We start from the raw sequence: 22,249 nt of genomic DNA on the forward strand, positions 1-22,249 counted from the left end.
CAAGGATAGCGATGAAAATACAACGGAAGTCCCTGTTTTTGTTCTGGGCGTGGATGGATCTCTTTTTCGTCCTGCAATTCTTATGGTGGAATATTGCCCACCGCCGACTCCCTTTTTACGACGACCTGCTGGCTTATCTCCAGCTGCTGCACACCTGGGGCTCTGCGGCGGTCTGGCTCTATCCGCTAAATGTGCTGCTGATTATCAGCATCCCGTTGTCGATGATCCTCTTTTTCCGTCAGAGCCGCTATGGGCTGTGGCTGGCCTGGGGGCAGGCGCCGCTCAGGCTGGTGTTTATGCAGCCTTCGCTTTCTTTGGGTCTGTGGCTGATTCAGGCCGCCGGCGTCAGGCATTTAGCGATCCTGGCAGGCTTCCTGCTGCTCTCTGAAGGGCTGAAAATCACCAGCCTCTGGTACTGCAGAGGCGGGGCTCAGGGCATAAAGCGATAGCCAATCCCGGTTTCGGTCAGCAGATGCTGAGGGCGCGCCGGATCGGCCTCCAGCTTTTGCCGCAGGTGACCCATATAGATCCGCAGATAATGGCTGTGCTCCACGGCGTTAGGGCCCCACACTTGATTCAGCAGCTGGCGCTGGGTAAGCACTTTGCCGGGATTATTCAATAGCGCCGCCAGCAGGCGAAACTCGATGGGCGTCAGGTGGATCTCTTCGCTGCCGCGCAGGATGCGGCGGGCGGGGATATTGACCTCCAGGTCGGCGAAGCGCACCACCGGCTCGTCGGCCTGCGCCGCGCCGTGGCGACGCAGCGCGACGCGCAGGCGGGCCTGCAGCTCGCCGATGCCAAAGGGTTTACTTAAGTAGTCATCGGCGCCGGCATCCAGGGCGGCAATTTTGTCATGCTCTTCGCTACGCGCTGACAGGACGATAATCGGCATCTGACTCCACTGGCGCAGGTCGCGAATAAAATCAATGCCGTCACCATCCGGCAGGCCGAGATCGAGGATCGCGAGGTCGGGCTTACGGGTGGCGGCTTCGATCAGCCCGCGCTGCAGGGTTTCCGCTTCAAATACGCGCATGCCGTCGGCTTCCAGCGCGGTGCGCAGAAAGCGACGGATAGCGTGTTCGTCTTCGATAATCAGAACGTTAATCACAATTCCTCAGATAGCTCTTCCAGTTCAGGGGGCGTTTCTCCCGGCAGTGTAACACGGAATGAGGCGCCGCCCTCTGGCCGGTTGCAGGCGGAGATGGTCCCGCCGTGGACGTCGACGATGGCCTGACAGATGGCAAGGCCCAGCCCGACGCCGGGGATCGCCGATTCTTTGTTGCCGCGGGCGAATTTATCAAAGATAGCCTGTTCCTGGCCCGCCGGGATCCCTGGACCATTATCCCATACTTCCAGCGACAGCTGCCGGGCGTCCGCTTCGGCGCGAATACCGATGTCCGCCCGGGCGCCGGCATACTTATGGGCATTCTCCAGCAGATTAATCAGCACCCGCTCGAACAGCGGCCCGTCAACATGCACCAGCTGCAGCGGATCGGGTAAATCCAGTTGAACGTGCTGGCCGCCGAGGCTCGGTTCGAGCATGCGCAGCGCGCTGCCGACCACCTCCTCCAGCGTCAGCCACTCCTTGTGCAGGTTAAAGCCGCCGGACTGGATCCGCGCCATATCCAGCAGGTTGTTCACCAGCCGGGTGGTGTTGAGCACATGCTGGCGGATTTCGTTGGCCTGCGGGGCATGCTTCGAGCCCTCGCTGGCCAGATCGAGGGTCAGGATTTCCGCCTGGCCAAACAGCACGGTCAGCGGGGTACGCAGATCGTGCGACAGGGCGGCGAGCAGCGAATTACGCAGGCTTTCGCGCTCGCTGGTCAGTCGGGCCTGCTCTTCGCTGGCGGTCAGGGTGAGACGCTCCAGGGCGCTGGCCACCAACAGGGTGAAGGTCTCCAGCAGCCGCTGCTGCTCCGGGATCATCAGCTGGCGCAGATTCGCCGGCTCCACCACCAGCAGGCCCCAGGTGCGGGCGGCGCTCTTCAGGGGCAGGATCTGATACGGCACGCCGGGCAGGGTATCGGTGCCGGCGCCGGCGGGTTGACCCTTATCAAAGCTCCAGCGGGCGATGGCGTCATCCCACGGCGTCAGCCCGGGCTGGTGGGTTAAGGGCAACAGTTTCCCCTGGGCGTCCGGGAGCAGCAGCTGGCTGCGGGCCTGAAAGGTGGAGGCGATAAACCGCTCGCTGGTGGTGGCGATATCCTGCTGGCTGCGACCCACCGCCAGCGCTTTGGACATCTCATACAGATGGCGGGTACGCCGCTCGCGGTAGCGCGCCACCCGCGCCTGGTAGCGCACGCCGGCGGTGAGGTTACCGATAAGCAGGCCCACGGTGAGCATCACGCCGAAGGTGAGCAGATACTGGACATCGGACACCGCCAGCGTGCCGCGCGGGGCGACAAAAAAGAGATCGAAGCTGATAACGTTGATCACCGTCGCCAGGACCGACGGCCAGCGGCCGTAGAGCAGGGCGATGATCACCACTCCTAACAGATAGAGCATCACCAGGTTGGCGGCTTCGAAGGCCATCAGCCACTGCATGGCCACCAGGGTAATGATGGCGCATAGCGCCACCGCCACCGCGCAGCCCTGCAGCTGTAGCCGCCATTTCTCCAGCGCCGGACGGCTGTCGCTGGCGCGCGCCTGAAGGGGGAAGGGCTTTTCATCCAGAGCGATGACCACCAGATCGAGGTCCGGCGCGTGGCGAGCCAGACGGTCGGCAAAACCGCTACGATCCCACCAGCGGCGCTTGCTCTGGCGGCCGATGACAATTTTCCCAAGGTTGTGTTCGCGGGCGTAATGGAGAACCGCTTTCTCTTCTGACGGGTCGGAGAGGGTGGCGGTTTCGGCGCCCAGCTCCTGGGCCAGACGCAGCGCGGCGAGGATGGCCCGTCGCCGGGCTTCCGGCAGGCGGTGCAGGGAAGGCGTTTCGACATACACCGCATGCCAGACGCTGCCCAGACGGGCGGCGAGGCGGGCGGCGGTACGCACCAGCTTTTCGCTGCCGGTGTTGTGCCCGATACAGAGCAGGATCGCGTCGCGGGTGTGCCAGACTTTCTCCTGGCCCTGGCGGTCGCGCCAGGCGCGCATCTGCTCATCGACGCGATCGGCGGTGCGGCGCAGGGCCAGTTCACGCAGCGCAATCAGGTTCCCTTTGCGGAAAAAGTTCTCGATAGCGCGCTCGGCCTGGCCACCGATATAGACTTTGCCCTCATTGAGCCGCTGGCGCAGATCGTCAGGGGGCAGATCCACCAGCACCACGTCGTCCGCGGCGTCAAAGAAGGGATCGGGGACGGTCTCTCGCACCTGCACGCCGGTGATCCCGCTGACGACGTCATTCAGGCTTTCCAGATGCTGGACGTTAACGGTGGTGAAGACGTCAATCCCGGCCTCGAGCAGTTCGTCCACATCCTGCCAGCGCTTCGGATGGCGGGAGCCGGGGGCATTACTGTGCGCCAGCTCATCCACCAGAATCAGCGCCGGACGGCGGGCGAGGGCGGCGTCGAGATCGAACTCATACACGTAGCGCCCGCGGTGGGCGAGCCGCCGCGGCGGCAGGGTGCTCAGGCCCTGCAGCATCGCGGCGGTCTCTTTCCGGCCGTGGGTCTCCGCCACGCCAATCAGAATATCCAACCCCTGCGCCCGGAGCCGCTGCGCTTCCGCCAGCATCGCCCAGGTTTTCCCCACCCCGGCGCAGGCGCCGAAGAACACTTTTAGTTTGCCGCGATGCGGGGCGGCGGTGTGCTGCAGCAGGCGGTCAGGGTCCGGACGCAGCGGCTCGTCACTCATTTACTTATCCTTCAGGGCATCCAGCGCCATATTGAGTTGCAGTATATTGACCACCGGCTGGCCAAGGAAGCTCAGCAGCGGCTTTTGTGTGGCCTGGTTAACCAGCGCAGTCACCTGGTCGACGCTCAGCTGGCGCGCTTTGGCCACCCGCGGCGCCTGCCACAGCGCGGCGGCCGGGGTCAGGTTGTTATCGAGACCGCTCGCCGAGGTGGTGACCAGTTCGACCGGCACACGCGGGTCGGCATCCGGGTTTGCGGCGCGCAGGGCCTGCACCCGCTCGCTCACCGCCTTATCCAGCGCCGGGTTGCTGGCGGCGAGGTTGCTGCCGCCAGAGGCCATCGGGTTATCCGCTGTCTCCGCGGTGGCTGACGGGCGACCCTGGAAATAGCCTGCGGCGGTAAAGTTCTGGCCAATCAGCGCCGAGCCGCGCACCTCGCCGTTCATGCGGATCAGCGAGCCGTTGGCCTGTGAGTTAAACCACCACTGCCCCAGGCTGGTGGTCAGCAGAGGATAAACGCCGCCGGTGAGCAGGGTTAACAGAATAAATAGCACAAGTGCTGGACGAATCAATGACATAGTTTGTTCCTCACACCAGACCGCTCAGGGTCAGCAGCAGGTCGATGGCTTTAATACCGATAAAAGGCACCAGCAGACCGCCGAGGCCGTAGATCCACAGATTGCGGCGCAGCATCGCCGAGGCGGAGAGCGGGCGATAGCTCACCCCTTTCAGGGCCAGCGGGATCAGGAAGACGATGATCAGCGCGTTGAAGATAACGGCGCTGAGGATCGCCGACGATGGCGAATGCAGGCCCATCACGTTCAGCATGGCCAGCTGGGGATAGACCGCGGCAAACGCCGCCGGAATAATGGCGAAATATTTCGCCACGTCGTTGGCAATACTGAAGGTGGTCAGCGAGCCGCGCGTCATCAGCATCTGTTTGCCGATATGGACCACCTCAATCAGCTTGGTGGGGTTGGAATCCAGGTCGACCATGTTGCCCGCCTCTTTCGCCGCCTGGGTGCCTGAGTTCATGGCTACCGCCACGTCGGCCTGCGCCAGCGCGGGCGCGTCGTTGGTGCCGTCACCGGTCATCGCCACCAGCCGACCTTCCGACTGATACTGGCGGATCAGCGCCAGCTTGGCTTCCGGCGTCGCTTCGGCGAGGAAATCGTCGACGCCGGCCTCGGCGGCGATCGCCGCAGCGGTCAGGCGGTTATCGCCGGTGATCATCACCGTTTTAATGCCCATTTTGCGCAGCTGGGCGAAACGTTCTTTGATGCCGCCTTTGACGATATCTTTGAGTGAAATAATCCCCAGCACCTTTTCCCCTTCGGCGACCACCAGCGGCGTGGCCCCCTGGCGGGCGACCTCTTCCACCTGCTTCTCGACATCGGCAGGGAAGTAGCCACCGTTGGCCTCTACGTGGCGGCGAATGGCGTCCACCGACCCTTTGCGGATCATGCGCTGATCGATATTGATGCCGCTCATCCGCGTTTGCGCGGTAAAGGGGACAAAGGTGGCGTGCAGCGACTGCAGATCGCGTTCGCGCAGGTTAAAGCGCTGTTTCGCCAGCACCACGATGCTGCGTCCCTCAGGGGTTTCGTCCGCCAGCGAGGAGAGCTGGGCGGCATCGGCGAGGGTTCGCTCTTCCACACCGCGCGCCGGCAGGAAAGCGGAGGCCTGGCGGTTGCCGAGCGTAATGGTCCCAGTTTTATCCAGCAACAGCACATCAACGTCGCCTGCCGCTTCCACCGCGCGGCCGCTGGTGGCGATCACGTTGGCGCCCAGCATACGGCTCATCCCGGCGACGCCGATGGCCGACAGCAGACCGCCGATGGTGGTCGGGATCAGGCACACCAGCAGCGCCACCAGTACGGTGACGCTGACCGCATTGCCGCTCCACGCCGAGAATGGCCAGATGGTGGCGGTGGCCAGCAGGAACACCAGCGTCAGGGCGATCAGCAGGATCGTCAGGGCGATTTCGTTCGGCGTTTTACGGCGCTGGGCGCCTTCCACCATGGCGATCATCCGGTCGAGGAAGGTTTCTCCCGGGTTAACGCTGCAACGGATCACCAGCCAGTCGGAGAGGATGCGCGTCCCGCCGGTCACCGAGGCGAAATCACCGCCGGATTCGCGGATCACCGGAGCAGACTCGCCGGTAATGGCGCTTTCATCCACCGAGGCGCCGCCTTCGATGACTTCACCATCGCAGGGGATAATATCCCCGGCTTCCACCAGCACCACGTCGCCTTTGCGCAGGTCTTCCGCCGGCACGTGGTCGACCGTCGCGTCATGCTGCGGGGCGCGCAGCTTACGGGCGAAGGCCGTTTTTTTCACCCCTTTCAGGCTATTGGCCTGGGCTTTGCTGCGGCCTTCCGCCATCGCTTCGGCAAAGTTGGCGAACAGCACGGTAAACCATAGCCAGATACTGATGGCGGCGGTAAAAGTGGCGCTGCCGGTCAGGGCGCCGCCAGCCATGGCGATGGCCAGCAGAGTGGTTAACAGGCTGCCCACCCAGACGATAAACATCACCGGATTGCGCCACTGCACCATCGGGCTGAGTTTTTTCACGGCATCCAGCAGCGCCTGGCGCACCAGCGTCGGCTCCAGCAGGGCTAATTGTTTGCGACTCATAACAGGGTGCTCCGCATCGCTCAAAGTAAGGAAAAGTGTTCGGCCAGCGGGCCAAGCGCCAGCGCAGGAATAAAGGTCAGGGCGCCAACCAGCAGCACGGTGCCGATCAGCAGACCGATAAACAGGGCGTCGTGGGTGGCCAGGGTGCCGGGGCTGGCCGGTTGAATTTTCTTCGCCACCAGCGAGCCGGCGATAGCCATCACCGGAATGATGACGGCGAAGCGTCCAGCCAGCATGCAGAACGCCAGCAGCAGGTTCCAGAATGGCGTCGCCGCGCCCAGGCCGGCGAAGGCGCTGCCGTTGTTATTGGCCGCCGAAGTGACGGCGTACAGCACTTCGCTAAAGCCGTGCGGTCCGGGGTTGAACATCCCGGCGCGGCCAGCCTCGGTCATCATCGCCAGCGCCGTGCCGAGCAGCACCAGCGTCGGGGTGACCAGAATGGCCAGGGCGATCATTTTCATTTCCCGGACATCGATTTTCTTTCCGAGGTACTCCGGGGTGCGGCCGACCATCAGGCCGGCGATAAACACCGCCAGCATAACGAACAGCAGCATGCCATAAAGACCCGAGCCGACGCCGCCGAACACCACTTCGCCAATCTGCATCAGCCACATCGGCACCATCCCGCCCAGCGCGGTGAAGGAGTCATGCATGGCGTTGACCGCGCCGCAGGAGGCGGCGGTGGTGATCACCGCGAACAGACTGCTGGCGAGAATACCGAAGCGGCTCTCTTTACCTTCCATATTCAGGCTGCTGTCGGCGCCCAGCGTCATCAGGTGCGGGTTGCCGCGGGTTTCCGCCCACATCACCACGGCGACGCAGAGGATAAAGATCAGCGTCATCGCCCACAGGATGGCGCGCCCCTGGCGGCGATCGCTCACCACCTCGCCGAAGGCGAAGCACAGCGCCGCCGGGATCAGGAAGATGGCCAGCATCTGCACGAGATTGGTCAGCGCCGTCGGGTTTTCAAACGGATGGGCGGAGTTGGCGTTAAAGAAACCGCCGCCGTTGGTGCCCAGCAGCTTAATCGCTTCCTGTGAGGCGACGGGCCCCATCGGCAGCAGCTGGTGCGCCCCTTCGAGGGTGGTAAAGGGCTGGTAGGCCTGCAGGTTCTGCGGCACGCCCTGCTGAATAAAGAACAGGGCCACCAGCAGAGAGAGCGGCAGCAGCAGCCACAGGGTAATGCGCGTCAGGTCGACCCAGGCATTGCCGAGGGTGGACATTTTCTGCCGGGCGAAGGCGCGGGTCAGGGCGAAGACCACGGCGATGCCGGTAGCGGCGGAGAGGAAATTCTGCACCGTCAGCCCCACCATCTGGCTGAGATAGCTCATGGTGCTTTCGCCGGCGTAGGCCTGCCAGTTCGTATTGCTGACAAAGCTGACCGCGGTATTGAGCGCCAGATCCCACGTCAGCCCCGGCAGGTGCTGCGGGTTAAACGGCAGCACGCCCTGCAGCATCAGCAGGGCAAACAGCGCCAGGCCGCCGAGGGCGTTGAACAGCAGGAGCGCCAGCAAATACTGCAGCCAGCCCATCTCTTCGGCCCGGATTCCGGCCACGCGCCACAGGACGCGCTCGACCCCGGCCAGGCCGGGAAGCGGGATGTCATTCACCATTCTTGCCAGACACATCCCCAGCGGGCGCGCCAGCACCAGCAAAACCAGCAGATAGCTGGCTAATAATAAAAATCCCTGGGCAGCCATCAGAATGCCTCCGCATGTATCAAGGCATAAACCAGATAAGCCAGTAACAGGAACACCAGCCCAACGCCAGTGAGTACGCCTGCAGTCACAATCCACCTCCGGGTGTGTTTTTGATTTACCTGGAGGATAGAAATTACGACGCAAAGATTTCGCAAAAATCCGCGGGCGCGGTGTAAAAAAAGTATAAAAATGACAAAGGCACAATTTAACTGATGGTTAGTATTAATTTAACTTTTTCGTAACTAATTTACGTAGCGAATGTAAATTAAGTATAAATACGTGCTTTTTAGTGGTCGGATGAGTAGTAAAATTACAACCAGAGCGGTATTATTTTGCTCAGACAAACATGATTAATTTTACCGGCGCTGCTTGCCGGCCTGACAAAGGGGAGAGAAATGATGGCGTTGTACAAAGCTTATCCTGCTCATATTATTTTGCTGCGTCGTGCTTTCGCCGTCGTGGCTGGCGTCGCGGCGCTGCCGGTGATGCTGTTCTGGAAGGATCGCGCCCGCTATTACAGCTGGCTGCACCGTGTATGGTCGAAAACCAGCGAGCAGCCGGTGTGGATGGCGCAGGCGGAAAAAGCCGCGCACGACTTCTACTAATTCGCCCTGCTGCGAGGAAAACCACTAACCGCCGGTTGCCCCCGGCGGTTTTTTTTCGCCGCTTGTCTACACTCGTTTTCAGGCGCCGCAGCGGAATTGGCAGGTGCTTATTTTGCCGGGGCGCGCTATTTTTGCCGGCTTAGATCATAAGATGAGTTTTGCTGACGGAGAGTGAGGAGTGATATGGCCACCCATCTGGTCTGGTTACGCACGGATTTACGCATTCATGATAACCTGGCGCTGGCCGCCGCCTGCCGCGATCCGCAGGCGCAGGTGCTGGCGCTGTATATTGCCACCCCGGGGCAGTGGCGCGAACATCACCTGGCGCCGCGGCAGGCCGCTTTTATCGCCAGCCATTTGCACAGTCTGCACACCGCGCTGGCGGAGCGGGGCATACCGCTGTGGGTAGAAGAGGCGGACGATTTTAGCGCCAGCGTCGAGCGGCTGGCCCATTTCTGCCAGCAGCACCAGGTCAGTCACCTGTTCTACAACTATCAGTACGAATTCAATGAACGCCAGCGCGATGCCGCCGTTGAGAGCTCCTTGAGCGAAGTGATTTGCCAGGGATTTGACGACAGCGTCCTGTTGCCGCCCGGCAGCGTACTGACCGGCGGCGGCGAAATGTATAAAGTCTTCACCCCGTTTAAGAACGCGTTTATTCGCCGGCTGCGGGAAGGATTGCCGGCGTGCGTGGCCGCGCCAAAGCCGCGCCAGGCGCCCGCTCGCCTGGCGCCGCCGGTGCCGGAGCTTAACTATCCGCAAACGCCGTTCGATGGGCTGCTGTTTGCCGCGGATGAAAAAACGGCGCTGGCGCGGCTGCGCGCGTTTTGTCAGCAACCGGCGGCGGATTATGAGGGGCAGCGCGACTTCCCGGCCGTGGAAGGGACCAGTCGCCTGTCGCCCTGCCTGGCCATCGGGGTGCTGTCGCCGCGCCAGTGCCTGCATCGGCTGCTGACGGAACACCCCGCCGCACTGGATGGCGGGGCAGGCGCCACCTGGCTTAATGAGCTGATCTGGCGCGAGTTTTACCGTCATCTGATGGTCTACTATCCGAAACTCTGTAAAGGTCGGCCGTTTGTCGCCTGGACCGATAAAGTCGCCTGGCGCGAAGAGGATGGCGCCCTGCAGGCCTGGCAGCGCGGGGAGACCGGCTTTCCGATAGTCGATGCCGCCATGCGCCAGCTTAACGCCACCGGCTGGATGCATAACCGGTTGCGCATGATTGTCGCCAGCTTCCTGACCAAAGATCTGCGCCTCGACTGGCGGGCAGGGGAGCGCTATTTCATGAGCCAGCTGATTGACGGCGACCTGGCGGCGAACAACGGCGGCTGGCAATGGGCGGCTTCGACGGGCACCGACGCCGCGCCCTATTTCCGCATATTTAATCCCACCACCCAGGGCGAGAAGTTTGATAAGCAGGGGGTGTTTATACGTCGCTGGCTGCCGGAGCTGGCAAAGGTGCCGGAGAAGGCGCTGCATCAGCCGTGGGTGTGGGCGGATAAACAGGGGGTGACGCTGGATTATCCGCGCCCGATAGTCGATCACAAGCAGGCGCGGCAGGAGACGCTGGCGGCCTGGGAGGCCGCCAGAAAGGGGATTATTCCACCGCCAGACTGCGGGTCCTGACCTTCAGCGAGTGATACAGCCAGATAACCAGCACTACGCCGACGCAGGCCAGCGCGCCCCAGGTGATCTGGCTGAAGACGTTGATGTAGGCGTCAATGGAATAGTTCACCGCCCCGGCGACGTCGAATGACGCCTGCGAGGTCTGGTCGGCGATAACGCCGGCCAGATAGTTGGCGATGGCCCCGGAGAGCAGCATATAGATGCCGGTCAGCACCCCGGTCACTCCCGGGATCTCAATGCGGGTGATTTGCGACATCGCGACCGGGTCGATAAACAGTTCGGCAAAACCCATCACCGCCAGCCCCAGCACCATCAGCGGCATGGACGACTGGCCATAGGCCGCCGACCAGCGGGCGCTGAGGGTCAAAATGCAGAACCCGGCGCTCATCAGGCCCAGACCGAGGGCAAATTTCCCCCAGATGCGCACGGTGCGGTTACCGCCGACGCTCTCTTTCACCAGCCACGCCAGCACCATGCCGCAGAGCATCACCGCAAAGGCGTTGATCGACTGGAACATAGCGGTAGGGACTTCGTAGCTCATGATATGGCGGTTAACGAAGCGGTCAATATACAGGCTGATGGAGCTGCCGCCCTGTTGGGCGAAGGCCCAGAACAGCAGGCTGAAGGCGGTCAGGACGACGATCAGGCGCAGATCCTTGCGCTGTTTATCGGTCTCGGCACGCAGGTAGATCCGCGCCAGCACCGCGAGGCCAATGGCCGTGGCCACCATCAGGGCATACACCGACCACTCCTGCCAGAACAGCACGGCAATCAGCAGCGGCGCGATGACCAGCAGCACCAGCAGCCAGCCCCAGTTCGGCAGCAGGAAGCGGCGGGCGCACAGCGCCTGGCGGTTCACACCGGCGGTATGCTGGAAATGACGGTTGCCGCAGAGGAAGATCACCAGTCCCGCCACCATGCCGATGGCCGCCAGGGCAAAGCCCATCGCCCAGCTATACTCCTCCTGAACGTAGCCGCAGGCGATGGGCGCGATGATCGAGCCGATATTGCCCGCGGCATACATCAGCGAGAAGCCGCCATCGCGACGCGGATCGGCGGGTTCGTACAGTTCGCCCAGCAGACAGCTGACGTTGGATTTAAACAACCCGTAGCCGCAGACGATGATCGCCAGCGACAGGTAGAGGAAGGCCGGGGCGGTTTCGCTGGCCCCGAGCACCAGATGGCCAATGGCCATCAGCAGCGCGCCGAGCATGACCGCCATCCGGTTGCCTAACAGCTTATCGGCCAGATAGCCGCCGAGGATCGGCGTCACATAGACCAGCGAACAGTAGGCGCTGAACAGGGCGTAAGCGTGGTTATCATCATATTTGAGCTGATTGGTGAGATAGAGGATCAGCAGGGCGCGCATGCCGTAGAAGCTAAAATATTCCCAGATTTGCAGCGCCACGACGTAGTAAATCGCCCGCGGTTGCGATGATGTTGTCTTCATGAGAAGTGTGTTTCCTGGCCTAAAGCGAAAGTCGATCGTTCTGCATGAATAGCGTTTAATTAGTCATATTCATGGCTTGAGGGGCTTTCTGATTATTTAATATGCTTTATTAGTGCATAAATATACACGAATGCGCGGCGGGGTGAATAGACAAATTGCGCTATTCGGTAAAAAGTCATCGTCAGTGTCGGAGGCGGACTATCGACGACCCGAATAGATCTGGTTATGTTATGCCTTTGTATACCCTGATTATCTGCTGGAGTGGCGATGAAAAATAGCGAACTGGAACAACTGATAAACGACAAGCTCAATAGTGCAGCCATCAGTGACTTCGCCCCTAACGGTCTGCAGGTGGAGGGGCGCGACACGGTGCACAAGATCGTCACCGGAGTGACGGCCAGCCAGGCGCTGCTGGATGAGGCCGTTCGTCTTCAGGCGGATGCGGTGATTGTCCATCACGGCTATTTCTGGAAAAACGAATCGCCAGTGATCCGCGGTATGAAGCGCCGGCGCCTGAAAACCCTGCTGGCCAATGATATCAATCTCTACGGCTGGCACCTGCCGCTGGATGCCCATCCCGAGCTGGGCAATAACGCGCAACTGGCGCATCTGCTGGGGATTAACGTGCTGGGGGAAATCGAACCGCTGGTGCCCTGGGGCGAACTGTCGATGCCGGTTTCCGGCCTTGAACTGGCCTCATGGATTGAAGCGCGGCTGGGGCGTAAGCCGCTGTGGTGCGGCGATACCGGGCCGGACACCGTCAGCCGCGTCGCCTGGTGTACCGGCGGCGGCCAGAGCTTTATCGACGCCGCGGCGCGCTTTGGCGTGGACGCGTTTATCACCGGCGAGGTGTCGGAACAAACCATCCATTCCGCCCGCGAGCAGGGCCTGCATTTTTATGCCGCCGGCCACCACGCCACCGAGCGGGGCGGTATTCGCGCCCTCAGCGAATGGCTGACGGAAACCACTGACCTGGACGTCACCTTTATTGATATTCCCAACCCTGCCTGACGGGAGAGAGAAAAGTGCAGCGAGCGCGTTGTTATCTGTTAGGAGAAACGGCCGTCGTGCTGGAGCTGGAGCCGCCGGTCACCCTTGAGAGCCAGCAGCGGATCTGGGGCTTAGCCCAGCGTCTGGCGAACCATGAGGAAGTGATTGACGCCATTCCCGGCATGAACAATATCACTGTGGTGCTCCGCCGCCCGCAGGAGGTGGCGTGGGAGGCGATAGATCGTCTGCAGCGCTGGTGGGAGGAGAGCCTCGCGATCGAGCCGGAGTCGCGCTCGCTGACCATTCCGGTCGTCTACGGCGGCGAGGCCGGACCGGATCTCGGGGTGGTGGCGCAGCACAGCGGCCTCAGTGAAAAGCAGGTCGTGGAGCTGCACGCCTCGGTGGAGTATCTGGTCTGGTTTATTGGTTTTCAGCCGGGATTTCCCTACCTGGGCGGGTTGCCAGCGGCGCTGGCGACGCCGCGTCGCGCCGAACCGCGCGTGCACGTCCCGGCCGGGTCGGTGGGTATCGGCGGCGCGCAAACCGGGATCTATCCGCTGGCGACGCCCGGCGGCTGGCAGCTGCTGGGGCGGACCTCGCTAACGCTGTTCGACCCGTCGCGGAAGGAGCCTGCGCTGCTGCGCGTGGGCGATAAAATTCGCTTTGTGCCGCAAAAGGAGGGGGTATGTTGACTCTGATCCGCGCCGGCCTGTACACCTCGGTACAGGACGGTGGACGAGAAGGCCTGCGCCAGTCTGGCATCAGCCGCTGCGGCGCTCTGGATTATCCCTCGCTGGTGATTGCCAATCTGCTGGTTGGCAACGAGGCGAATGCCGCCGGGCTGGAGATTACCCTCGGCCAGGTGGAGATCGAATTTGCCCGCAGCGGCTGGTTTGCGCTGACCGGCGCCGCCTGCGAAGCGACGCTGGACGGTAAAGCGGTCTGGGTGGGCTGGCGCACCGCCTACCGGCCCGGGCAGCGGCTGGTGCTGAAAACGCCGCAGCATGGCATTCGCAGCTATCTGGCGGTGGCGGGCGGGATTGCGGTACCCGAGGTCCTTGGCTCGCGCTGCACGGATCTCAAGGCGGGGATTGGCGGTCTGGAAGGACGCCGCCTGCAGGACGGCGACAAGCTGAAGCTTGGGAAAGCCGCCCGCCGCTTCACCACCCCGCGCGGCGTCAAGCAGCTGCCGCTGGGCAACCGCATTCGTGCGCTGCCCGGGCCGGAGTACCACGAATTTGACGCGGCCTCGCAGGCGTCATTCTGGCGCGCCCCCTGGAAGCTCAGTCCGCAGAGTAACCGCATGGGGTACCGCCTGCAGGGGCAGCCGCTGAAACGCACCACCGATCGCGAAATGCTGTCGCACGGCCTGCTGCCGGGCGTGGTGCAGGTGCCGCACAACGGCCAGCCCATTGTGCTGATGAACGACGCGCAAACCACCGGCGGCTATCCGCGGATCGCCTGCATCATCGATGCCGATATGTACCAGCTGGCGCAGATCCCGCTCGGGCAGCCGATCCATTTCGTGGCCTGCTCGCTGGAGGAGGCGCTGAAGGCGCGGGCCGATCGTCAGCGTTATCTTGAACAACTGGCGTGGAGACTCCACGATGATGATTGATCTCAATGCCGATCTCGGGGAAGGCGGGGCGAACGATAGCGCGCTGCTCCAGCTGGTGTCGTCGGCGAATATCGCCTGTGGTTTTCACGCCGGCGACGCCGGGCTGATGGTGCAGAGCGTGCGCGAGGCGCTGAAGTACGGCGTGGCGGTGGGCGCCCATCCGGGATATCCCGACCGGGAAAATTTTGGCCGCACGGCGATGGATCTGCCGCCGGAAACGGTCTATGCCCAGACGCTGTATCAGATTGGCGCTCTGGCGGCGATCGTTCAGGCTCAGGGCGGCGAGTTGCAGCACGTAAAGCCGCACGGCATGCTCTACAACCAGGCGGCCAAATCGCCGCCGCTGGCCGACGCGATCGCCCGCGCGGTCCGCGATGTTAACCCGCAGCTGGTGCTGGTGGGTCTGGCGGGCAGCGAACTGATCCGCGCTGGGCAACGCTATGGCTTGACGACGCGTCAGGAGGTGTTTGCCGATCGCGGTTATCTGGCCGACGGCAGCCTGGTGCCGCGCACCGAGCCTGGCGCGCTGATTGACAGCGAAGAGCAGGCCCTGGCGCAAACCCTCGAAATGGTGCAACACCACCGGGTGCGTAGCGTCAGCGGCGAATGGGCGAACGTGGTGGCGCAGACGGTATGTCTGCATGGCGATGGTTCGCATGCCCTCGAATTTGCCCGCCGTTTGCGGGCGGCGTTCGCCGGGCGCCATATTATGGTCAGCGCTCAGCCAGAGGCTGAGATATGACAATCTGAAGGACCGCGAAGGAGAAGACGATGGCGGGCGTATTACTCACCGGTTTTGAACCCTTTGACGGCGAGACGGTGAACCCTTCCTGGGAAGTGGTGCAGCAGCTTGACGGTACAATGATTGCTGGTCAGCCGGTGATTGCCAGGCAGCTTCCCTGCGTGTTTGGCGAGGCGCTGTCGGCGCTGGACGCGGCGATTGAAGACCTGCAGCCGAAGCTGGTTATCGCGGTGGGACAGGCCGGCGGCCGGGTCGATATCAGCGTCGAACGTGTGGCGATTAACGTCGATGATGCGCGTATCCCCGATAACAAAGGCCAGCAACCCATCGACACGCCGATCGTCGACGGCGGGCCGGCCGCGTGGTTCAGCACCTTGCCGATCAAAGCGATCGTCAGCGCGCTGCGCGATCGCGGGATCCCGGCCTCGGTGTCGCAAACCGCCGGCACCTTCGTCTGCAATCACGTCATGTACGGTCTGCTGCACAAGCTGCAGGGACAGAATGAGGTAAGGGGCGGGTTTATCCATATTCCATGGCTACCGGCGCAGGCGGCGGCCCATCCCGGCGAGCCGAGTATGGCGACCGCCACCGTGCGGGAAGCGCTGGAGGCGGCCATAGCCGTAGCCCTGCACCAGCCGGTGGATAGTAAACTGGGCGGCGGCGCCACCCACTAACAGAAGGATGACAGTATGCCGGAAGGTCCGGAGATCCGCCGCGCGGCGGATACACTGGAGGCAGCAATCAAAGACGAACCCTTAACCGACGTCTGGTTCGCTTTTCCCCGGTTGCAACCCTATCAAACCGAACTGATTGGTCAGCGGGTTACCCATATCGACACCCGGGGCAAGGCCCTTCTAACCCGCTTCTCCGGCGGCCTGACCCTGTACAGCCATAATCAGCTGTACGGCGTCTGGCGCGTGGTTGAGGCCGGCGAACCGCCTGACTCTAACCGGGTGCTGCGCGTCAGGCTACAGACGGCCAGCAAGGCGATTTTGCTCTACAGCGCGTCGGACATTGAGATGCTCACGGCGGAGCAGGAGGCCAACCATCCGTTCTTGCTGCGCGTCGGTCCAGACGTGCTGGATATGACGTTAACCGCGGAGCAGGTGAAAGCGCGACTGCTGTCGGCCAAATTCCGCAATCGTCAGTTTTCCGGCCTGCTGCTGGATCAGGCTTTTCTTGCCGGTCTGGGTAACTATCTGCGGGTGGAAATCCTCTGGCAGGTGGGGCTGACCGGGGGGCATAAGGCCTCGAAGCTTAATGAAACACAGCTGGATGCGCTGGCGCACGCGCTACTCGATATCCCACGGCTTTCTTATCGCACTCGCGGCCAGCCCGATAACAACAAGCACCACGGCGCGCTGTTCCGCTTTAAGGTCTTCCATCGCGATGGGGAAAAGTGCGAGCGCTGCGGGGGCGTGATTGAGAAGACCATGCTCTCATCGCGGCCGTTTTACTGGTGTCCGCACTGCCAGCATTAAGCCGGCAGCAGGCAGTGTCAGCGCCAGGCTTCATCGTCAGGCATAAAAAACGCGCCTGCAGGCGCGTTTTTATCATCCGGACAGCGAGATTAACGCTTGATGTCGGACTGGAAGTCGCGTTTGGCGTAGCCGGTGTACAGCTGACGCGGACGGGCGATCTTCATGCCGTCGCTGTGCATTTCGTTCCAGTGCGCAATCCAGCCCACGGTACGCGCCATGGCGAAGATAACGGTAAACATGGAGGACGGAATACCCATCGCTTTCAGGATGATACCGGAGTAGAAGTCGACGTTCGGGTAGAGCTTCTTCTCGATGAAGTACGGGTCGTTCAGCGCGATATGCTCCAGCTCCATTGCCACCTGCAGCAGGTCGTCTTTGGTGCCCAGCTCTTTCAGCACTTCATGGCAGGTTTCACGCATCACGGTGGCGCGCGGGTCGTAGTTTTTGTAAACACGATGGCCGAAGCCCATCAGGCGGAAAGAGTCATTCTTGTCTTTCGCACGACGAACAAATTCCGGAATGTGTTCAACGGAGCTGATCTCTTCCAGCATTTTCAGCGCCGCTTCGTTGGCGCCGCCGTGCGCCGGTCCCCACAGAGAGGCGATGCCGGCTGCGATACAGGCGAACGGGTTAGCGCCGGAAGAGCCCGCGGTACGTACCGTCGAGGTCGAGGCGTTCTGCTCGTGATCGGCGTGCAGGATCAGAATACGGTCCATGGCGCGCTCGAGCACCGGATTGACTTCGTACTCTTCGCACGGCGTGGCGAACATCATGCGCAGGAAGTTGCCGGCGTAGGAGAGGTCGTTGCGCGGATAAACAAACGGCTGGCCGATAGAATACTTGTAACACATAGCTGCCATGGTCGGCATTTTGGACAGCAGGCGATAGGCGGCGATTTCACGGTGACGCGGGTTATTCACGTCGAGGGAGTCGTGATAGAACGCCGCCAGGGCGCCGGTGATCCCGCACATAACGGCCATCGGGTGAGAATCGCGACGGAACGCATGGAACAGACGGGTGATCTGCTCATGGATCATGGTGTGACGGGTCACGGTGGTTTTGAATTCGTCATATTCGGCCTGGGTTGGTTTTTCACCGTTCAGCAGAATGTAACAAACTTCAAGATAGTTTGATTCGGTCGCTAACTGGTCGATCGGGAAGCCGCGGTGCAGCAGGATCCCCTCGTCACCATCGATAAACGTAATTTTAGATTCACAGGAAGCGGTAGATGTGAAACCTGGGTCAAAGGTAAATACGCCTTTTGAACCAAGACTACGAATATCAATAACATCCTGACCGAGCGTGCCTTTTAGCACATCCAGTTCAATAGCAGTGTCACCACCCAGGGTGATTTTTGCTTTAGCATCAGACATTTATGGTCTCCTTAGCGCCTTTATTGCTTAAGACTGCCGGGTGGTGGATTTGCTTTCGGCCCGCGCCCGTATACGTTACCAGTTTGTTATGTTGCACACAGCTCTGCGTCAGCGAAAAGGGCAGGGTACAGAGCAACGGCGCTTGATGGCACGTTCTTCAGGGCTGCGGTGAAACAACAGCAAATCAGCGTTTTAGCAGTCCGAATATTAAAACCTGTATACCACTAATAACTGTCCTGATTACATCGGTCAATACTGACACACTGTTACATAACTTATTCTCAGGTGAAAGAGTGACCCCATAACTTTTGAGCATTATTGCATTTAACTGGTAATGGTTGTAACAAGAATGTTTAATATTTGTCAAATCAGGTGATTAAAAATTAAAAAAATGTTGTTATCGTGACCTTGATCACTGTTCCGGAGAAAACCCAACAAACTATATGTAGGTTAATTGTAATGATTTTGTGAACGGCCTATACTGCGGCCAGGTCTCCGGAACACCCTGCAATCCCGAGCCACCCAGCGTTGTTTAGTGATGTTTTAATGCCTGAAAAGACGTTTTAACATGACTTCTGGTTATAGAAAGGACGCTGTCTGACCCGCAAGCAGACCGGAGGAAGGAAACAATAAGAACAGCATGTGGGCGTTATTCATGGTAAGAAATGTGAAAAAACAAAGACCTGTCAATCTGGATCTACAAACGATACGGTTCCCAATCACGGCGATAGCGTCCATTCTCCATCGCGTTTCCGGTGTCATCACCTTCGTGGCGGTCGGAATTCTGCTTTGGCTGCTGGGCACCAGCCTCTCCTCCCCTGAAGGTTTTCTGACGGCGGCCTCGATCATGGATAGCTTCTTTGTGAAGTTCATCATGTGGGGCATTCTCACCGCGCTGGCCTATCACGTCGTTGTCGGTATCCGCCATCTGATGATGGACTTTGGTTACCTGGACGAAACCCTCGAAGCAGGGAAACGTTCCGCCAAGATTTCTTTTGTTATTACTGTCGTGCTTTCACTTCTCGCAGGAGTCCTCGTATGGTAAGCAACGCCTCAGCACTGGGACGCAACGGCGTACATGACTTTATTCTGGTCCGTGCTACCGCCATCGTTCTGACCCTCTACATCATCTACATGGTTGGCTTCTTCGCTACCACCGGTGAGATCTCATGGGAAGTGTGGACCGGATTCTTTGCCTCCGGCTTCACTAAAGTCTTCACTCTGCTGGCTCTCGTTTCCATTCTTATCCATGCCTGGATCGGGATGTGGCAGGTGTTAACGGACTACGTTAAACCACTGGCTCTGCGCCTGGTTCTGCAGCTGGCTATCGTTGTGGCGCTGGTGGCTTACGTTCTTTATGGATTTGTTGTGGTGTGGGGTGTGTAATGAAATTGCCAGTCAGAGAGTTTGATGCTGTTGTCATCGGTGCCGGCGGCGCAGGTATGCGCGCGGCGCTGCAAATTTCCCAGAGCGGACAGACCTGTGCGCTGCTCTCTAAAGTCTTCCCGACCCGTTCCCATACCGTGTCAGCGCAGGGGGGTATCACCGTCGCGCTCGGTAACTCCCATGAAGATAACTGGGAATGGCATATGTACGACACCGTAAAAGGGTCGGACTATATCGGTGACCAGGACGCCATCGAATATATGTGTAAGACCGGCCCGGAAGCGATTCTCGAGCTGGAGCACATGGGCCTGCCGTTCTCCCGTCTTGACGACGGCCGTATTTATCAGCGCCCGTTCGGCGGCCAGTCGAAGAACTTCGGCGGCGAGCAGGCGGCGCGCACCGCGGCGGCGGCTGACCGTACCGGCCACGCCCTGCTGCACACCCTGTACCAGCAGAACCTCAAAAACCACACCACTATTTTCTCCGAATGGTATGCCCTCGATCTGGTGAAAAACCAGGACGGCGCGGTGGTGGGTTGTACCGCCCTGTGCATCGAGACCGGCGAAGTGGTCTACTTTAAAGCCCGCGCCACCGTGCTGGCGACCGGCGGCGCAGGCCGTATCTATCAGTCCACCACCAACGCCCACATCAACACCGGTGACGGCGTCGGGATGGCCATTCGTGCCGGCGTGCCGGTGCAGGATATGGAAATGTGGCAGTTCCACCCGACCGGCATCGCCGGGGCAGGGGTTCTGGTCACCGAAGGTTGCCGCGGCGAAGGCGGTTATCTGCTCAATAAACACGGCGAACGCTTTATGGAGCGTTATGCCCCGAACGCCAAAGACCTGGCGGGTCGTGACGTGGTGGCGCGTTCCATCATGATCGAAATCCGCGAAGGTCGCGGCTGCGATGGCCCGTGGGGCCCGCACGCGAAATTGAAGTTGGATCACCTGGGTAAAGAGGTTCTGGAATCTCGTCTGCCGGGTATCCTCGAGCTGTCCCGTACCTTTGCTCACGTCGATCCGGTGAAAGAGCCGATCCCGGTTATCCCAACCTGCCACTACATGATGGGCGGTATTCCGACCAAAGTGACCGGCCAGGCGCTGACCGTCAATGAGAAGGGCGAAGACGTGGTGATCCCGGGCCTGTTCGCGGTAGGCGAAATCGCCTGCGTATCGGTCCACGGCGCTAACCGTCTTGGCGGCAACTCGCTGCTCGACCTGGTGGTCTTCGGCCGCGCGGCGGGCCTGCATCTGCAGGAATCCATCGCCGAGCAGGGCACGCTGCGCGACGCCAGCGAATCCGATATCGAAGGCTCGCTGGACCGCCTCAACCGCTGGAACAACACCCGTTCCGGTGAAGATCCGGTGGCAATCCGCAAAGCGCTGCAGGAATGTATGCAGCATAACTTCTCGGTGTTCCGCGAAGGCGATGCGATGCACAAGGGTCTGGAACAGCTGAAAGTGATCCGCGAGCGCCTGAAAAACGCCCGTCTCGACGATACCTCCAGCGAGTTCAACACCCAGCGCGTTGAGTGCCTGGAGCTGGATAACCTGATGGAAACCGCGTACGCGACCGCCGTATCCGCTAACTTCCGTACCGAGAGCCGTGGCGCCCACAGCCGCTTCGACTTCCCGGATCGTGATGATGAAAACTGGCTGTGCCATTCCCTGTATCTGCCAGAGTCGGAATCCATGACGCGTCGTAGCGTCAACATGGAACCGAAACTGCGTCCGGCATTCCCGCCGAAGATTCGTACTTACTAATGCGGAGACAGGAAAATGAAACTCGAGTTTTCAATTTATCGCTATAACCCGGATGTTGATGACGCTCCGCACATGCAGGATTACACCCTCGAAGCGGAAGAAGGTCGTGACATGATGCTGCTGGATGCGCTGATCCAGCTGAAAGAAAAAGATCCGTCGCTGTCGTTCCGCCGCTCCTGCCGTGAAGGGGTTTGTGGTTCCGATGGCCTGAATATGAACGGGAAAAACGGTCTGGCGTGCATCACGCCGATCTCCGCGCTGAATCAGCCGGGCAAGAAGATTGTTATCCGTCCGCTGCCAGGATTACCTGTTATTCGTGATTTGGTGGTGGACATGGGGCAATTCTATGCACAATATGAGAAGATTAAGCCTTACTTGTTGAATAATGGGCAAAATCCTCCGGCTCGCGAGCATCTGCAGATGCCTGAGCAGCGTGAGAAACTCGATGGTCTGTACGAGTGTATTCTCTGCGCATGTTGTTCGACTTCGTGCCCGTCGTTCTGGTGGAACCCGGATAAGTTCATTGGTCCGGCTGGCCTGTTGGCCGCGTATCGCTTCCTGATCGACAGTCGCGATACCGAAACCAGCGAGCGTCTGGACGGCCTGAGCGATGCTTTCAGCGTATTCCGCTGTCACAGCATTATGAACTGCGTCAGTGTGTGTCCGAAGGGGCTGAACCCGACGCGCGCCATCGGCCATATTAAGTCGATGCTGCTGCAGCGCAGCGCGTAAGAAACCCGGTGTATCCCGGATGGCGCTACCGCTTATCCGGGCTACCAAAAGCAGTAACCCCGGTAGCGTTTGTGCTACCGGGAAATGAATACCCTAAATAATTCGAGTTACAGGACAACGTACATGTAACTTGAAGTATGAAGGGATAGCAGGAAATCTTTAAAAACCGCCACAAGATGTACCAGTAATCAAGGCGTTCAGTGCGAGGTAAGGCGGCAACTGAACGCATCCCCGGGAGCATAGCGAACTATGTGACCGGGGTAAGTGAAGGCAGCTAACGCAACCGCAGCCTGAACGCCGAAGATTAATGGCAGTTTTTAAAGGTTCCTTAGCGGATAGAAACCACAACTCGT

At 60.4% G+C, this 22,249-nt stretch carries 21 protein-coding genes; 13 read left to right on the forward strand and 8 right to left on the reverse strand.

Features of this window, described 5'->3' with window-relative positions; all coding sequences use genetic code 11:
* Nucleotides 1-11 precede the first annotated feature (11 nt).
* Entirely contained in the window at nt 12-449 is a 438-nt protein-coding gene (locus CE636_RS22980; RefSeq protein WP_004885958.1) for a hypothetical protein, read from the forward strand.
* Here CE636_RS22980 and kdpE read toward each other — a convergent pair.
* The 6 genes from kdpE to kdpF are packed head-to-tail and all read right to left on the reverse strand — an operon-like array spanning nt 431 to nt 8,216.
* The gene (gene kdpE, locus CE636_RS22985; RefSeq protein WP_002894776.1) at nt 431-1,108 is read right to left on the reverse strand and encodes a two-component system response regulator KdpE; all 678 of its coding nucleotides are present in this window, start codon (nt 1,106-1,108) and stop codon (nt 431-433) included. The genes CE636_RS22980 and kdpE overlap by 19 nt on opposite strands.
* Nucleotides 1,105-3,792, reverse strand: a complete 2,688-nt coding sequence (gene kdpD, locus CE636_RS22990; protein WP_017901420.1) for a two-component system sensor histidine kinase KdpD — start codon at nt 3,790-3,792, stop codon at nt 1,105-1,107. Before kdpD ends, kdpE begins: the two co-directional genes overlap by 4 nt.
* Complete coding sequence (gene kdpC / locus CE636_RS22995; RefSeq protein ID WP_004885963.1) at nt 3,793-4,368, reverse strand: potassium-transporting ATPase subunit KdpC; 576 nt, start codon at nt 4,366-4,368, stop codon at nt 3,793-3,795. It lies immediately after the preceding gene.
* Between the two features lie 10 nt (nt 4,369-4,378).
* Entirely contained in the window at nt 4,379-6,427 is a 2,049-nt protein-coding gene (gene kdpB, locus CE636_RS23000) for a potassium-transporting ATPase subunit KdpB (RefSeq protein ID WP_017901419.1), read from the reverse strand.
* A 20-nt stretch (nt 6,428-6,447) separates the two neighbouring features.
* On the reverse strand, nt 6,448-8,127 hold the full coding sequence (kdpA, locus tag CE636_RS23005) for a potassium-transporting ATPase subunit KdpA (RefSeq protein WP_017901418.1): 1,680 nt from the start codon (nt 8,125-8,127) through the stop codon (nt 6,448-6,450).
* Nucleotides 8,127-8,216, reverse strand: coding sequence for a K(+)-transporting ATPase subunit F (kdpF, locus tag CE636_RS23010; protein ID WP_020323459.1), 90 nt, complete (start codon nt 8,214-8,216; stop codon nt 8,127-8,129). The genes kdpA and kdpF overlap by 1 nt, the downstream gene beginning before the upstream one ends.
* Nucleotides 8,217-8,522: 306 nt before the next feature.
* Here kdpF and CE636_RS23015 point away from each other — a divergent pair, with 306 nt between their 5' ends.
* Together CE636_RS23015 and phrB are read left to right on the forward strand one after the other, a co-directional pair.
* Nucleotides 8,523-8,732: a DUF2517 family protein gene (locus tag CE636_RS23015; protein ID WP_004142243.1), complete on the forward strand. Its 210-nt coding sequence runs from the start codon at nt 8,523-8,525 to the stop codon at nt 8,730-8,732.
* A 183-nt stretch (nt 8,733-8,915) separates the two neighbouring features.
* Nucleotides 8,916-10,358, forward strand: a complete 1,443-nt coding sequence (gene phrB / locus CE636_RS23020) for a deoxyribodipyrimidine photo-lyase (protein ID WP_017901417.1) — start codon at nt 8,916-8,918, stop codon at nt 10,356-10,358.
* On the opposite strand, the gene dtpD is transcribed toward phrB, so the two are convergent.
* Nucleotides 10,330-11,808 (reverse strand): dipeptide permease DtpD, encoded by a 1,479-nt coding sequence (gene dtpD, locus CE636_RS23025; protein WP_017901416.1) that lies wholly within the window; start codon nt 11,806-11,808, stop codon nt 10,330-10,332. The two genes, phrB and dtpD, sit on opposite strands and share 29 nt — an antisense overlap.
* A gap of 267 nt (nt 11,809-12,075) precedes the next feature.
* On the opposite strand from dtpD, the gene CE636_RS23030 reads away from it, so the two are divergent.
* From CE636_RS23030 to nei, 6 genes are read left to right on the forward strand one after another with little or no spacing between them, the layout of a single operon-like run.
* Entirely contained in the window at nt 12,076-12,819 is a 744-nt protein-coding gene (locus CE636_RS23030) for a type 2 GTP cyclohydrolase I (protein ID WP_004885970.1), read from the forward strand.
* A gap of 14 nt (nt 12,820-12,833) precedes the next feature.
* Nucleotides 12,834-13,490 (forward strand): 5-oxoprolinase subunit PxpB, encoded by a 657-nt coding sequence (gene pxpB / locus CE636_RS23035; RefSeq protein WP_017901415.1) that lies wholly within the window; start codon nt 12,834-12,836, stop codon nt 13,488-13,490.
* Nucleotides 13,484-14,416 carry a 5-oxoprolinase subunit PxpC gene (gene pxpC / locus CE636_RS23040; protein ID WP_004885976.1) on the forward strand — a complete coding sequence of 311 codons (933 nt, stop codon included), beginning with the start codon at nt 13,484-13,486 and terminating at the stop codon, nt 14,414-14,416. The genes pxpB and pxpC overlap by 7 nt, the downstream gene beginning before the upstream one ends.
* On the forward strand, nt 14,406-15,158 hold the full coding sequence (pxpA, locus tag CE636_RS23045; protein WP_017901414.1) for a 5-oxoprolinase subunit PxpA: 753 nt from the start codon (nt 14,406-14,408) through the stop codon (nt 15,156-15,158). Before pxpC ends, pxpA begins: the two co-directional genes overlap by 11 nt.
* 29 nt (nt 15,159-15,187) lie before the next feature.
* Nucleotides 15,188-15,832 carry a pyroglutamyl-peptidase I gene (gene pcp / locus CE636_RS23050; protein ID WP_017901413.1) on the forward strand — a complete coding sequence of 215 codons (645 nt, stop codon included), beginning with the start codon at nt 15,188-15,190 and terminating at the stop codon, nt 15,830-15,832.
* A 15-nt stretch (nt 15,833-15,847) separates the two neighbouring features.
* The gene (gene nei / locus CE636_RS23055; RefSeq protein WP_017901412.1) at nt 15,848-16,639 is read left to right on the forward strand and encodes an endonuclease VIII; all 792 of its coding nucleotides are present in this window, start codon (nt 15,848-15,850) and stop codon (nt 16,637-16,639) included.
* Nucleotides 16,640-16,728: 89 nt separating this feature from the next.
* Here the strand turns inward: nei and gltA are convergent, their stop codons facing one another.
* Entirely contained in the window at nt 16,729-18,012 is a 1,284-nt protein-coding gene (gltA, locus tag CE636_RS23060; RefSeq protein ID WP_004885983.1) for a citrate synthase, read from the reverse strand.
* A 640-nt stretch (nt 18,013-18,652) separates the two neighbouring features.
* On the opposite strand from gltA, the gene sdhC reads away from it, so the two are divergent.
* Genes sdhC through sdhB form a run of 4 tightly spaced genes read left to right on the forward strand, consistent with a single transcriptional unit; the run spans nt 18,653 to nt 21,896 of the window.
* Nucleotides 18,653-19,057 carry a succinate dehydrogenase cytochrome b556 subunit gene (gene sdhC / locus CE636_RS23070; RefSeq protein WP_004142216.1) on the forward strand — a complete coding sequence of 135 codons (405 nt, stop codon included), beginning with the start codon at nt 18,653-18,655 and terminating at the stop codon, nt 19,055-19,057.
* Entirely contained in the window at nt 19,051-19,398 is a 348-nt protein-coding gene (gene sdhD / locus CE636_RS23075; protein WP_002894949.1) for a succinate dehydrogenase membrane anchor subunit, read from the forward strand. The genes sdhC and sdhD overlap by 7 nt, the downstream gene beginning before the upstream one ends.
* Nucleotides 19,398-21,164, forward strand: coding sequence for a succinate dehydrogenase flavoprotein subunit (gene sdhA, locus CE636_RS23080; protein ID WP_004179067.1), 1,767 nt, complete (start codon nt 19,398-19,400; stop codon nt 21,162-21,164). The genes sdhD and sdhA overlap by 1 nt, the downstream gene beginning before the upstream one ends.
* Nucleotides 21,165-21,179: 15 nt before the next feature.
* Nucleotides 21,180-21,896, forward strand: coding sequence for a succinate dehydrogenase iron-sulfur subunit SdhB (gene sdhB / locus CE636_RS23085; RefSeq protein ID WP_002894954.1), 717 nt, complete (start codon nt 21,180-21,182; stop codon nt 21,894-21,896).
* Nucleotides 21,897-22,249: the final 353 nt, after the last annotated feature.

The organism is Klebsiella sp. LY (assembly GCF_004010915.1).
Classification (GTDB): domain Bacteria; phylum Pseudomonadota; class Gammaproteobacteria; order Enterobacterales; family Enterobacteriaceae; genus Klebsiella; species Klebsiella quasipneumoniae.